The organism is Rhizorhabdus sp. GW822-FHT03C02, assembly GCF_058801765.1.
Genome location: NZ_JBXANN010000008.1, coordinates 83,597 through 97,943, shown reverse-complemented (window position 1 = coordinate 97,943; position 14,347 = coordinate 83,597). Strand labels below are relative to the sequence as shown.

The 14,347-nt window shown below is 65.9% G+C and carries 9 protein-coding genes; 6 read left to right on the top strand and 3 right to left on the bottom strand.

Going from position 1 to position 14,347, the window contains the following annotated elements; all coding sequences use genetic code 11:
• The first annotated feature begins 22 nt into the window (after nt 1-22).
• From AC1RM6_RS19515 to AC1RM6_RS19505, 3 genes are all read left to right on the top strand, one after another.
• Nucleotides 23-1,324: a cytochrome P450 gene (locus AC1RM6_RS19515; RefSeq protein ID WP_493104266.1), complete on the top strand. Its 1,302-nt coding sequence runs from the start codon at nt 23-25 to the stop codon at nt 1,322-1,324.
• Between the two features lie 124 nt (nt 1,325-1,448).
• Nucleotides 1,449-3,851 (top strand): TonB-dependent receptor, encoded by a 2,403-nt coding sequence (locus AC1RM6_RS19510; protein ID WP_493104264.1) that lies wholly within the window; start codon nt 1,449-1,451, stop codon nt 3,849-3,851.
• A gap of 88 nt (nt 3,852-3,939) precedes the next feature.
• Nucleotides 3,940-5,346 carry an aldehyde dehydrogenase family protein gene (locus AC1RM6_RS19505; RefSeq protein ID WP_493104262.1) on the top strand — a complete coding sequence of 469 codons (1,407 nt, stop codon included), beginning with the start codon at nt 3,940-3,942 and terminating at the stop codon, nt 5,344-5,346.
• 197 nt (nt 5,347-5,543) lie between these two features.
• Here the strand turns inward: AC1RM6_RS19505 and AC1RM6_RS19500 are convergent, their stop codons facing one another.
• The 3 genes from AC1RM6_RS19500 to AC1RM6_RS19490 form a co-directional block, all read right to left on the bottom strand.
• Nucleotides 5,544-6,590 carry a Rieske 2Fe-2S domain-containing protein gene (locus AC1RM6_RS19500; RefSeq protein WP_493104260.1) on the bottom strand — a complete coding sequence of 349 codons (1,047 nt, stop codon included), beginning with the start codon at nt 6,588-6,590 and terminating at the stop codon, nt 5,544-5,546.
• A 358-nt stretch (nt 6,591-6,948) separates the two neighbouring features.
• Nucleotides 6,949-7,731 (bottom strand): SDR family NAD(P)-dependent oxidoreductase, encoded by a 783-nt coding sequence (locus AC1RM6_RS19495; protein WP_493104258.1) that lies wholly within the window; start codon nt 7,729-7,731, stop codon nt 6,949-6,951.
• 64 nt (nt 7,732-7,795) lie between these two features.
• On the bottom strand, nt 7,796-10,093 hold the full coding sequence (locus tag AC1RM6_RS19490) for a TonB-dependent receptor (protein ID WP_493104256.1): 2,298 nt from the start codon (nt 10,091-10,093) through the stop codon (nt 7,796-7,798).
• A 311-nt stretch (nt 10,094-10,404) separates the two neighbouring features.
• Between AC1RM6_RS19490 and AC1RM6_RS19485 the strand changes: the two genes are divergently transcribed.
• The 3 genes from AC1RM6_RS19485 (at nt 10,405) to AC1RM6_RS19475 (ending at nt 14,346) form a co-directional block, all read left to right on the top strand.
• Nucleotides 10,405-11,670: a Rieske 2Fe-2S domain-containing protein gene (locus AC1RM6_RS19485; protein ID WP_493104254.1), complete on the top strand. Its 1,266-nt coding sequence runs from the start codon at nt 10,405-10,407 to the stop codon at nt 11,668-11,670.
• 156 nt (nt 11,671-11,826) lie between these two features.
• Nucleotides 11,827-12,759, top strand: a complete 933-nt coding sequence (locus AC1RM6_RS19480; RefSeq protein WP_493104252.1) for a PDR/VanB family oxidoreductase — start codon at nt 11,827-11,829, stop codon at nt 12,757-12,759.
• Between the two features lie 249 nt (nt 12,760-13,008).
• Nucleotides 13,009-14,346 carry an MFS transporter gene (locus tag AC1RM6_RS19475; RefSeq protein WP_493104250.1) on the top strand — a complete coding sequence of 446 codons (1,338 nt, stop codon included), beginning with the start codon at nt 13,009-13,011 and terminating at the stop codon, nt 14,344-14,346.
• Nucleotide 14,347 lies beyond the last annotated feature (1 nt).

Below are 14,347 nucleotides of genomic sequence, written 5' to 3'. Positions count from 1 at the left end.
CCCGGGCAGGATGAGGAACGAGATGGCGACGATCGTGCACCTGAACAGCCGTCCGAAAGTGCCGGACGACATTGCCGGCATCGTGATTTCGCCGAAATCCTATGCCGACGATGCGGTAATCTATCCGGCGCTCAAATGGCTGCGCGAGAATATGCCGCTCGGCGTCGCCGAGGTCGAAGGCTATGATCCGATCTGGCTCGTCAGCAAACATGCCGACATCAAGGCGATCGAGCGCGATTCGAAGCTGTTCCGCAGCGGCGACCACAACACCGTATTGACCGACAGGGCCGGTGACGCCTTCACCCGGTCGATCAACGACGGGTCGCTGAAGGTGATCTCGTCGCTAACCTATATGGATCATCCGGAGCATGGCGCCTACCGTTCGATCACGTCGAACTGGTTCCTGCCCGGGCGGATCGCCAAGCTCGAGGCGCAGATCCGGACGCTTGCGCGCCGGTCGGTCGACCATCTGCTGAGCTTCGACGGCGAATGCGATTTCGTCCAGGATTTCGCGCTCCATTATCCGCTGCGGGTGATCATGTCGCTGTTCGGGGTTCCGCCCGAGGACGAGCCGCGCATGCTCAAGCTCACCCAGGAGTTTTTCGGGGTCCACGACCCCGAGGAACAGCGCGACGAGATGGTCGACGATCCGGTCGCGGCGGCGAAGATGTGGTATGCCTCGCTGCAGGACTTCTACGAATATTTCGACGTGCTGAGCGCCGAGCGCCGCAGGAACCCGACCGACGACCTGCTGTCGCTGATCGCCAATTCGACCGTCAACGGCCAGCCGATCCCGCGCGAGGAGGCCAATGGCTATTATGTCGCGATCGCGACCGCCGGCCATGACACGACCTCGTCGACGACCGCGGGCGGCATGCACGGCATGATCAGCTTCCCCGGCCAGTTCGACCTGGTGCAGTCGGACCCGGCGATGATCCGGCCGATGATCGACGAGGCGCTGCGCTGGAGCTGCCCGGTCAAGCATTTCATGCGCAACGCCGCCGCCGACACCAGCGTGCGCGGCCAGGCGATCGGCGCGATGGACCGGCTGATGATGTGCTACCCTTCCGGCAATCGCGACGAGGAGGTGTTCGACGATCCGAACCGCTTCGACGTGCGCCGCGGCCCCAATCCGCACATCGCCTTCGGCTTCGGCCCGCATATGTGCCTGGGCCAGCATCTCGCCAAGCTCGAGATGCGGGTGCTCTACGAGGAACTGATGCCGCATCTGGCCTCGGTCGAGCTCGCCGGCGAACCCAAGCTGGTCGAGACCAATTTCGTCGGCGGCTACAAAAGGCTGCCGATCCGCTTCCGCAAGAAATGACCTGCCGGGGCGCCGGCGGCCTGCACCGTCGGCGCCCGCACCCGACGATTTTCGAACACCCCGTCCCCAACGAACAAGAAGACCGACCCAGGACAAGAAACGGGCGGTCCAGAGGAGGATAGTCATGAAGAGCAGCACGCTTATTCTCGCCGGCGTTTCGACGCTCGGCCTCATGTCCGCGACGATGGCGCAGGCCCAGGTCCAGACGGCGCCCGCGCCCGCCGAACCCGCGGCGGCGGCGGCGACCGGCGCCGACACCGGCGGTCTCGAGGAGATCGTCGTCACCGCGCAGAAGCGCGAGCAGGCGCTCAACGACGTGCCGCTGTCGGTGACCGCGGCGTCGGGCGACAAGCTCGCCAGCCAGGGGGTCAAGGACGTCAGCGATCTGGCGAAGATCGTGCCGGGCTTCAGCTACACCGAGAGCGCTTATGCGACCCCGGTGTTCACCCTGCGCGGCATCGGCTTCTACGACACCAGCCTTGCCGCCAAGTCGACGGTCAGCGTCTATCTCGACCAGGTGCCGCTGGCCTTTTCGGTGCTGACCCGCGGCGCGACGCTCGACCTCGAACGGGTCGAGGTGCTCAAGGGGCCGCAGGGCACCCTGTTCGGATCGAATTCGACCGGCGGTGCGATCAACTATATCGCCGCCAAGCCGACGACCACGCTCAAGGCCGGGATCGATGCGGGGATCGAGCGTTTCGGCAAGGTCTCGCTCGGCGGGTTCGTCAGCGGGCCGCTGTCCGACACGCTCACCGCGCGGGTCGCGGCGCGCACCGAACAGGGCGGCGACTGGCAGCGCAGCTACACCCGTAACGCCAAGCTCGGCGGCAGCAATTTCAGCACCGGGCGGCTGCTGCTCGATTACAAGCCGACCGACCGGGTGTCGTTCGAGCTCAACCTCAACGGTTTCGTCGACAAGAGCGACGGCCAGGCCGCGCAGCTGATCGGGGTGGTGCCGCTCGGCAATCCGGCGCGGCTCGGCACGCTCGCCACCTATCCGCGCGCGCCCGAGAACAACCGCGACGCCGACTGGAGCGTGGGGCAGGAGCCCAAGCGCGACAACTGGTTCTACCAGGGCTCGCTGCGCGGCGACGTCGAACTCGGCGACGACCTGACCGCGACCTCGATCACCGCTTATTCGCGCTATCATCACGACACCGATCTCGACCCCGACGGCGTCGCGCTGCGCGATTATTTCTACAACACCGTCGGCAAGATCACCTCCTTCTCGCAGGAACTGCGCCTGCAGGGGAAGGTCGGCGACGATCTGAGCTTCATCGTCGGCGGCAATTATGCGCGCGAAAAGGCGTTCCAGCAGGACAATTCGGGGCCCTATACCGACGCGACATCGGCCTATCAGCTGGTCGACGCCGGGCTGAGCCCGATCCCCTTCTTCGTCTATGCGCAATACAGCCACCAGAAGTTCGACAACAAGGCGGTGTTCGCCAACGTCGATTACGACATCGGCGACCGGATCACCCTGCATGGCGGCATCCGCTATACCGATACCAGGATCGATTTCCGCGGCTGCACCGCCGATCGCGGCTTCGCGCTGGGGCAGGGCATCCAGAATCTGCTCAACTTCATCCGCGGCAGCGTCGGGCTGTCCGCGATCGCGATCCCGGCCGGCGCCTGCGTCACGATCAATTCGGCGACGCTGACCGCGGGCGAGGTCCAGGGCAAGCTGAACGAGGACAATATCTCGTGGCGCGCGGGCATCGATTACAAGCCGAGCCGCGACCTGCTGCTCTATGCCTCGGCCAGCCGCGGCTACAAGTCGGGCAGCTTCCCGCTGCTGTCGGCGAGCGACGCCGCGCAGTTCGACCCGGTCACCCAGGAATCGGTGATCGCCTATGAGGCGGGGGTGAAGGCGACGATCGGCCGGATCGCCCAGGTCAACGGCGCGATCTTCTATTACGATTATCGCGACAAGCAGCTGAAGGGCCGGGTGGTCGCCAATCCCGATGTGTTCGGGCCGCTCGAGGCGCTGGTCAACGTCCCCAAATCCTCGGTCAAGGGCGGCGAGATCCAGATCGATCTGGCACCGGCGCGCGGGCTGACCCTCAGCCTCGCCGGCACCTATATCGACACCAAGGTGCGCGGCGATTTCCGCAACTATGACAGCTATGGCAACCTCACCAATTTCGGCGGATCGGCCTTCCCCTACACCCCCAAATATCAGGGCGTCGCCGATATCCAATATCAGTGGGAGGCAAGTGCGACGGTCTCGCCGTTCATCGGCGCGAACATGAGCTACCAGAGCGCGACCAAGGCGGTGCTCGGCAATTCGCGGCTCACCCCGTCGGCCGATCTGAGCGCGCGCGGTGGATTGAAGATCGACGATTATGCGCTGGTCGATCTGCGCGCCGGCGCCAGCTTCGACGGCAAGAAATACAAGGTGACGGCCTATGTCCGGAACCTGTTCGACCAATATTACTGGACCAACGCGACCCGCATCACCGACACCACCGTCCGCTTCGCCGGGCGCCCGCGCACCTATGGCGTGTCGGCCTCGGCGCGCTTCTGAGCGGCTCTCATCCCTTGATATCCTCCCCCTGGACGCCGGCACTGCACCTGACCGGCGTCCCTTTTTTCGTCAGCGCAAGGACATCGTCATGAGCTACAGATTGTTGATCGACGGCAGGCTGGTCGAGGGTGCCTCGACGATCGAGGTGATCGATCCGGCGACCGGCGCGGTCTTCGAGCGTTGCGCGCGCGCCGATGCCGCCCAGCTCGACGCCGCGGTTGCCGCCGCGGCGCGGGCCTTTCCGGGCTGGTCGGCGCTGCCGCACGGCGATCGCCGCGCGATGCTCGAGCGGCTCGCCGATGCGATGGAGGCGCGGCAGGAAGAATTCTGCACGCTGCTGACCCGCGAACAGGGCAAGCCGACCCCGCAGGCGCAGTTCGAGATCGGCGGGTCGATCGCGGCGCTGCGCTATTTCGCCGCGCAGGAACTGCCGGTCGAGACGATCCGCGACACCGACGTCGAACGGATCGTCGAACAGCGGGTGCCGCTGGGGGTGATCGCCGCGATCACGCCGTGGAATTTCCCGGTGATCCTGCTGATGCTCAAGCTCGCCCCCGCGCTTGCGATCGGCAACACCATGGTCGCCAAGCCGGCGCCGTCGACCCCGCTCACCACCGCGCTGTTCGGGGAGATCGCCGCCGACATATTGCCGCCCGGGGTGCTCAACATCATCGTCGATGCCAATGATCTCGGCGCCGCGCTGACCGATCATCCCGACGTCGCCAAGGTCAGCTTCACCGGATCGACCGCGACCGGCAAGCGGGTGATGGCGAGTGCCGCGGGGACGCTCAAGCGGCTCACCCTCGAACTCGGCGGCAACGATGCCGCGATCGTCCTCGACGATGCCGATGTGAAGGCCGTCGCGCCGAAGATCTTCGACGCGGCGATGATCAATGCCGGGCAGGTCTGCCTGGCGGTCAAGCGCGTCTATGCGCCGCATGCGATGCTCGACGATCTCTGCGCCGAATTCGCGCGGCTCGGCCGTGCGGCGGTGGTCGACGACGGGCGCAACCAGGGGGCGCAGATCGGCCCGGTCCAGAACCGGCCGCAATATGAGAAGGTGCTCGGCCTGATCGACGAGGCCAAGGCGCAGGGCAAAGTGGTGGTCGGCGGCGAGCCGATCGACCGCGCCGGCTATTTCATCGCCCCGACCGTGATCCGCGACCTGCCCGACGACGCCCGGCTGGTGCGCGAGGAGCAGTTCGGCCCGGTCTTTCCGGTGCTCGGCTATGACAGCATCGACGAGGTGATCGCCCGCGCCAACGACAGCGATTTCGGGCTCGGCGGCACGATCTGGACCAGCGACCCCGAGCGCGGCTTCGCGGTGGCGATGCGGATCCATTCGGGCACGGTCTGGGTCAACAAGCATCTCGACATGCCGTTCGACATTCCATTCGGCGGGGCGAAGCAGTCGGGGATCGGTCGCGAGCAGGGCGTCGACGGGATGAAGGAATTCACCCAGGCGAAGATCATCAACATGGCGAAGGCGAGCTGAGGGGGGCTGGCGCCACCTCTCCTTGCGTCATCCCGGACTTGATCCGGGATCTCTTTTCTTCTTTTCGGCCAGGGAGAAGAAGGCAGTGAGATCCCGGATCAAGTCCGGGATGACGGATTGAGAGGTTGTCGACCACCAATAAGAAGGGCGGCACCCGCAGATGCCGCCCCTTCGATCTTCCGCGAAGGTTACCCCGCTTACTCCGCCGCGACCAGCGCGCCGGTCTCCGCGTCGTGCATCGCCTCGAGCATCCGCCGGGTCTGGTTGACCGCGCCATCGCTGGCGATGCCGACGAACTTGCGGCCCGGGGTTTCGCTGATCCGGGCCTGCTGCGCCTCGAGGGTGACCTCGTCCTCGCTGATCGTGTCGAAGAACTGGTCGAACAGCACCTCGGGCACGCCGCTTTCCTTCGATGCGGTGGTGCAGATCGTCCACAGATAATGGGTCGTGGTCTCGGTCTCGGGGGTCACGAAATGGTTGTTGGCGAGCATGAAGCCATGGTCGCGCCTGCCCTCATAGGCGCCAGTGTCGACGTCGCAGCCGCCGGCATTGACGCGCAGGGTCATGCCCTTGCCGGGTTCGAAGCGGACCTCCTGCCAGCGGTCGATCCGGCCCTCGAAGCCGCCGGCGTCGATATAGGATTTGGGGGGCACCGAATTGGGCATGTGGCGGATCAAGGTCACCTTGCGGCCGTCATAGTCGACCTTGGTGTCGGCGCCATAATGTTGTTCGGGATTGCCGCCGATCGTGCGGGCATGGATGTAGGGGACGTGGGTCAGGTCCATGATGTTGTCGACCAGCAACTGCCAGTCGGCCTTGACCGGGAAGTTGAACGCCTTCCACGTCCAGCGCGGATCGTCATGTTCGGGGGTGTCGATGATCGTCGCCGGATCGGCGAGCGCGGCTTCGCCCATCCAGATCCAGATGAGCTGGTCCTTCTCGCACACCGGATAATGGCGGACATTCGCCGCGGCCGGAATGCGGCTCTGGTTGGGGATGCGGGTGCAGGCGCCGCGCTTGTCGAACTCGACGCCATGATAGCAGCAGCGGATGATCTCGCCGTCGACATGGCCCGCGCTCAGCGGCATCGCGCGGTGGCTGCAGCGATCCTCGAGTGCGGCGATCTCGCCCGACGCGGTGCGGAACAGCACCACCGGCTCGCCGAGATATTTGCGGCCGATCTGCTGGCCGGGGGCGATGTCCGCGGCATAAGCGGCGACATACCAGGCGTTGCGAATGAACATGGATCGGCTCTCCGAGGTCGTGGGGACGTGGCGCATCGGCCTTATCGTTGGTCCCGCAAAATAGGCGCGCGCGGGGATGCGGCCAAATAATATTGCAATATCGCCATTCGAAATCCGGGAGCGAGCGGGCGCGGCATAAGCGATATTGAGCGCAGCCTGTTAAATCCTCCCCATCGCAGATGGGGAGGGGGACCGCGTAGCGGTGGAGGGGTCTGCGCAACATGGATAGCGCGGAAAACCCCTCCACCAGCTTCGCCACGGCTGCTACGCAGCCGGCTTCGCGCTTTCACCATGCCCCCGGCATGGTGACGCACTCCGCCCCCCTCCCCAAAGCTGCGCTTCAGGGAGGATTTAAGTGTCAGCGCAGATAGAGGCCGCCATTCATGTCGAGGGTCGCGCCGACGAAGAAGCCGCCGCGGTCCGAGGCGAGCAGGGCGGTCGCCGCGGCGATCTCCGACACCTGCATGAAGCGGCCGATCGGCACCTCGCCTTCGACCCGCGCGATCGTCTCGGGGGACATCCGCACCTTGGCGCTGTCGATCGGGCCGGGGCAGACCGCGTTGACGGTCACCCCGGTGCCGGCGAGATGGCGCGCGAAATATTTGGTGAGCATGATCGCCCCCGCCTTCGATGCGGCATAATGCGGCGAGGCGACGGTGCCGCCATTCTGGCCGGCGAGCGAGGTGATGTTGACGATCCGGCCATAGCCGTTCGCCACCATATGGTCGGCGAGCACCTGCGCGCTCAGGAAGACGCTGCGCATGTTGATGCGGACGATCTCGTCGAATTCCTCGGGGGTGATGTCGGGGGTGGGGGTGCGCTTGGCATAGCCGGCATTGTTGACGACGATGTCGAGCTTGCCCCAGCGATCGACGATCGCCGCGAGCGCAGCCTCGAAATCGCCTTTCTCGCGGACGTCGAGGCGGATCGCGAAGGCGGTCTCGCCGCTGGGATCGAGCGACTGGGCGACCGCGGTCGCGGCGTCGAGATCGACGTCGCTGACCAGCAGCCGGCAACCGCCGGCATGGAATTCGCGCACGATCGCCTCGCCGACCCCGCGCGCGCCGCCGGTGACGATCGCGGTGCGACCGACGAAGGAGAAGCTGCCATTGGGCGGAATCGCGAGATCGTCGGTGGTCATGTCAGTCCTCGAAACGAAAATGGGGAGGAGCGCGGGAGCACGCTCGTCCCCAGGGAGGGATCGGCTATTTCTTGAACGAGATCGTCGCGCCGAAGGTGCGCGGCGTGTTGGTGAAGATCTTCCAATAGGTGGTGCCGTTGCCGGGACGCGCCAGGAAGGCGGTGATGTCGTCGGCGTGGAGGATCTGGTAGTTGTTGGTCAGATTCTTGACCCAGGCGCCGACGCTCCAATTGCCGCCGGGCGCGTCATAGGTCAGCCGCGCGTTGAGGGTGCGGCCCTTGGTGTCGTTGTACAGGTTCGGATAGAGCCGCAGCGTGTTGGCGTCGTCGGTAGAGATCCGCGCCGAATAGTTGAAATCGGCCTGCGGGGTGATCGTCGCCCCGCTCGGCAGCTTCGCGGCATAGCTGGCGCCCAGCGTGAAGGCGTCGCGCGGCGCATATTTGGCCGGGTTGCCCGAATAGTTGACGTTGACCAGCGGGTCGAACAGCGACGTATATTTGCCGTCGAGGTGGGTATAGTTGAAGTTGATCCGCATCCCCTCGAACGGGCGGAACACCGATTCCACCTCGGCACCACGCATCAGCAGGGTGCCGTTATAGGTGTGGGCGATGCCGCCGGCGCCCGAGAAATTCTGGAGATTCCGGGTCTTCTGGCGGAAGATCGAGACGTTCAGATCGACCTTGTTGTCGAAGAAGCGGCTCTTGGCGCCGACTTCCATATTGACCGCCTTTTCGGGGTCGAGCGGAATGGTCGGGTTGCGATAGGCATTGTCGACGAAGCCGCCGCTCTTGAAGCCCTTCGCATAGGTCGCATAGAGGTTGACCGCGTCGACCGGCTTCCACTTGGCGGTGAAGCGCGGGGTGAGGGCGTTCCAGGTCTTGCCGCCCGAGGCGAACACTTCGCCGGGGAAGCCGAAGGCCGCGATCGCGCCCGGATCGGTGTTCGAGAAGGCGTGATAGTCGATCTTCTTGCGGTCGCTGGTGTAGCGCGCGCCGGCGACCAGCGCGAAGCGATCGGTGACCTCGAAGGTCGCCTCGCCGAACACCGCGAGGCTGCGGACATTGCCGTCCTGGACCCGGTTGATGTTGGTGATCGACGGGTTGGGGCGCGCCGCGACCGCGGTCGAGCTGCCCGGCAGCGGGCTGTAGAAGAAGCTGTTCTGGGTCGAGACGTCGGCGGACAGATAATAAGCGCCGACGACATAGGAGAGGCGGTTGGGCGCCGAGGCGAAGCGTACCTCCTGGGTGAAGCTGCGGTTGCGGACGTCCTGGGCGCGGCCGAACACCGGCACCGTCGTGCCGACCGGCACGTCGTCGTTGAGCGCATAGCTGTCGTTCATCCGGTAGCCGGTGATCGCGGTCAGCGCACCGCCGAACAGGTCGAGGTCGCCGCGCAGATAGCCGCCGCGCAGCCGCTGGTGGAAGGGCGACCGGGCATAGTCGTTGTTGGTCCAGTGATCGTCGGTGAAGTTGCCGAAGGTCGCCGGTATGCGCTGGACGCCGCCGATGCCGAGCGAGATCGCGCCGCCATTGCCGCTGGTATAGCTATAGTCGCCGCCGAGGATGATCTTGAGCGTCTCGGTCGGCTTGAACAGCAGCTTGCCGCGCACCGCATAGCTGTCGAGATCGCCATAATTGCCGCGCTGGTTCGGGGTGTCGATCAGCCCGTCGGACCGTTCGGTGCTGAACGCGATGCGCGCGGCGATCTTGTCCTCGGACAGCATCGTGTTGAACGCGCCCTCGGTGCGCAGATAGCCTTTGTTGCCGCCGGTGACCTGGCCGTAATAGTCGGTGTCCATCTCGGGATTGTTGGTGACCACCGCGATCGCGCCGCCGACGACGTTGCGGCCGAACAGCGTGCCCTGCGGGCCGCGCAGCAGCTCGACCCGGCTGACATCGTAGAAGTTCGAGTTCAGGTCGTTGTTGAACACATAATAGACGTCGTCGACGAAGAAGGCGACCGGGGTGTCGAGCGTCGCGGTGCGGAAGGTCGAGACGTTGCCGCGGATCGCGACGATCGACAGCGACTTGTCGGCGGTGTTGATGGTGATGCCGGGCACGGTCTGGACCAGTGCCGCGGGGCTGAACACCTGCTGGGTGCGCAACTGCTCGCCGCCGAAGGCCGCGATCGAGAAAGGCACCTCGCGCACCGTCGATTCGCGGCGCTGCGCGGTGACGATGATCTCGCCCTCCACGGAATTGGCGCCGCTGTTGCCGGCGGCATCGGCGGGCGGCGTTGCCTCGCCGGCCGGCGCGGTTTCGGCCGGCGCGGGCGCCGTCGCACCCTGCGCAAGGGCCGGCGCCGCCAGCATCATGGCCAGCGCACCCAGCGCGGAATGGGTTGAATATCGTGTCTGCACCACAGGACTCCCCTTCGTAAAAACCGGCGGATTCAGGTCCGCTTCTGACGGGTCCAGACAGCATCCGGCGGCGGTGCGCAAGACGTCATCCCGGTTTTCGAATGGACAGACCTTCTTTCCGATCGCTCCAACCCCCGCAAACATCTAGGCGCTTGGCGATCGCTGGCTTATTGCCTTGTTGGACAGGCAAGCGATTTCGGATGGCACTTCACCTTTCGGGCCAGCGGAATCCGCCGAATAAAATTGCAAGGAAAGAATGTCAGATGCAGTCGAGCGACAGTATTGATTTGACCCGCGTCGGCCCGGGCACCGTGATGGGTAGCTTCATGCGCCAGTACTGGATGCCGGCGGTGCTCTCGTCCGAGGTCAAGGCCGATGGCGATCCGGTACGGCTGCTGATCCTGTGCGAGAAGCTGATCGCGTTCCGCGACAGTTCGGGCCGGGTCGGGATCATGGACCATCGCTGCCCGCATCGCTGCGCGTCCTTGTTTGTCGGCCGTAACGAGCAGAACGGCATACGCTGCGTCTATCATGGCTGGAAATTCGACGTCGACGGCAAGTGCGTCGACATGCCGAGCGTCCCCGCGCGCCAGGACTTCAAGGACAAGGTCCACGCCAAGGCCTACAAGACTCACGAGGCCAACGGGCTGATCTGGGTCTATATGGGCGAGGATCAGGCCAATCCGCCGCCGCTGCCGCGGATCGAAGCGACGATGATCCCCGATTCCGAGATCTGGTGCCTGCAGCGCGACTGCAACTGGCTGCAGGCGCTCGAGGGCGACATCGACACCTCGCATGTCGGCTTCCTCCATGTCGGCTCGCTCGATCCCGACGATCTCGACGAGGATCATCCGATGCGGCCGACGGTGCTCAACCGCTCGCCCGACTATGAGGTCGCACAGGCCGACTGGGGGGTGATGTACGGCGCCTATCGCCCGAATGACGACGGCCAGATGTCGTGGCGCATCGCCCATTTCATGTTTCCGTTCTGGACCCAGACCCCGAACAATCGCTTCGCCACCCGCGCGATCGCCCGCGCCTGGGTGCCGATGGACGACGAGCATTCGATGCTGTTCGACATCACCGGCGGGGTCGATGCCGGCAATCCGGCCTATACCTCGACCCTGAAGGACGGCACCCCGCTCTACGACACGATCCGCTATGCGCCCAACACCACCGACTGGTATGGCCGCTGGCGGTCGACCGACAACATCGCCAACGACTGGGCGATCGACCGCGAATCGCAGCGCAACGGCCACCAGTTCACCGGCATCCCGAACATCACGATGCAGGACCAGGCGGTGACCGAGAGCATGGGGCCGATCACCGACCACAGCTTCGAGAATCTCGCCCCGACCGACCAGATGATCGCGCGCACCCGCCGTCGCCTGCTGCTCGCGGCGCGCGCGCTGGCGAACAAGGGGATCGTCCCGCCGGGGGTCGCCGATCCCGACATCTTCTACCGCGCGCGGGCGGGCTCGTTCCTCCACGATCCGGCCGATACGCTGATGGGCGCCTATGAGGCGGCGCTCGGCAAGGCGGTGCGCTGGCCGCGCGAGGAGGTCGAGGCGGCCGAGTAAGCTTGAGCCGCGGCCGGTGCGATCCATGCGCCGGCCGCTGATGACAACCCGAAGGAATAACCAGGTGATGATACGAGTTGAGGTGGAGCCGGGGCGCCGATCACGGGCGGTCCGGTCGATCCATCGCCACACGCGACGCACCGGACGGAGAGGCTGATGCACGCGAGACTGAGGAACATCCGCTGGGAAGCGGAGGGGATCAACTCCTATATATTGGAGCCGATGCCGGGCGAGGTCTTCCCGCCCTTCGATCCCGGCGCCCATGTCGACGTCCAGCTCTCGCCCGGGCTCGCGCGCAGCTATTCGCTGGTCAACGATCCGGCGATCCGCGGCTATTACGAGATCGCGGTCCACCATGCGATCGACGGCCGCGGCGGATCGCGGCATATCCACGAGCATTGGCGGGTCGGCCAGATCCTCGAGATCTCGGCGCCGAAGAATAATTTCCCGCTCGAGGAAACGGCCTCCCACAGCGTGCTGATCGCGGGTGGGATCGGCATCACCCCGATGCTGCCGATGATCGCCCGGCTCGAGAAGCTCGGCCGCAGCTGGGAGCTGCATTATGTCGCGGCGACCCCCGATCGCGCCGCCTATGTCGATCGCGTCGCCGACCATGACCGGGTCGAGATCGCCTATGACGGTGTGCCCAACGGGCGCCGGCTCGACCTCAAGGCGATCTGCGCCGCGGCGCCCGCCGACGCCCATCTCTATTGCTGCGGTCCATCGGGGATGCTCGACGCCTTCGTCGCGATCAACGCCGACCGGCCGAAGGGCCATGCCCATATCGAATATTTCTCGGCCGAGACCGAGCTGGCGACCGAGGGCGGCTATGCGCTCGAATGCACGCGCAGCAAGAAGCGGATCGTCGTCGAGGAGGGCGAGACGATGCTCGATGCGCTGCTCACCGCCGGGATCGATGTCGGCTTCGCCTGTTCGGAAGGGATTTGCGGGACCTGCCAGGTGCGGGTGCTCGACGGGGTCCCCGACCATCGCGACCATTTCCTGACCGAAGACGAAAAGGCCGCCAATAGTTCGATCATGGTCTGTTGTTCAGGATCGAAGTCGACGACATTGGTACTCGACATTTGATATATGGTGCCACCCTGGCAAAGGACTTGCGATCGACTGGCGACTATTCGTCCCGGTCCGACGCATCCCATCGCTGCATCGATAACCTCCGCAAGGCGTGGACAGCGTGACGATCGCCGCCATCGTCCCTGTTTTCGAATGCGCATCCCATGATCCTTATGGGGCGACCTCGCGGGCTTCGGCTAGGGGAGGCGCGAGCGCTGCTTATGACATCGCCCCGATCGAGAGGATGTTGATTTGGCGCAAGCCGTGACGACCGAAGCGGCCCCCGGCCTGCTCGACGATCTGCCATTGTCCGCCTTCCAGGTGCAGGCGGTGCTGATGGCGGCGGCGACGGTGGTGCTCGACGGGCTCGACAACCAGATGCTCGGGCTCGCGGCGCCATCGCTGATCCGGGAATGGGGCGTCGCCCGCGAGGCGCTCGGCGTGGTGTTCGCGCTGGGTTTCGTCGGCATGGCGTTCGGGACCCTCGCCTCGGGCTGGGTCGGCGACCGCTTCGGCCGCCGCAGCGCGCTGATCTTCGGCGTCGCGGTGTTCGGCGTCGCCACCCTGTTGACCGGTTTCGCGACCGACCTGACCCAGGTCGGCCTGCTGCGCACGCTCGCCGGGGTCGGCTTGGGCGGCATTCCCGGGACCGCGGCGGCGATGATCTCCGAATTCACGCCGCCGCGCTGGCGCAGCGTCGCGGTCACCTTCGGCGTGGTCTGCGTGTCGATCGGCGGCATCCTCGGCGGGGTCGCCGCCGCGCTGATCCTGCCGGACCTCGGCTGGCGCTGGCTCTTCTATCTGGGCGGCGGCATCTCGGTGGCGTTCGTCGCGATCCTCCACATGGCGATGCCCGAATCCCCGCGCTATCTCGCCGGCCGGCCGGCGCGTGGCGCCGAACTGACCGCGATGCTGCGCCGGATCGGCCATCCCGCGCCGGCGACGGTGCATCTGCCGAGCGCGGCCAACCCGACCGCGCCGTTCGTGCCGATGCGCGCGCTGTTCGGCGCGGCGCTGCTGCGCGACACGCTGGCGCTGTCGGTGGCGATGTTCGCGGGTATGTTCATGATCTATCTGATGTTCAACTGGGCGCCGACCCTGCTCGCGAGCGCGGGCTTCGGCCTGCCGACCGCGAGTTCGGGGCTGACCAGCTTCAACATCGGCGGGACGATCGGGGCGATGCTCGCGTCGATCGCGATCATCCGCTTCGGATCGCGCGGCACGCTGATCCTGATGGCGGTCGCCGGCGCGCTCGCCTGCCTGTTCCTCGCGCTGCTGCCGGTCGCCGGCGGCCGGCACGAGATGGCGCTGCTCGCCGGGCTCGGCGCGCTCGGCCTGTCGGCGAGTGCGGCGCAGTCGGCGATGTTCGCGGTCGGCGCCCATGCCTTCCCGACCGCGGTGCGCGCACGCGGTCTCGGGCTGATGGGCGCCGCCGGGCGGGTCGGTGCGGTGCTGAGCGCGCTGATGGGCGCGCTGCTGATCGGCCATGGCAATCCGGGTTTCTTCGGCACGCTCGCCGTGCTGATGTTGGTCAATGCGATCGGTTTCGCCGCGGTCCGGGGGCATATCCCCCGGCTGCGCGCCAGTCCGGTCGAGGCGTGAG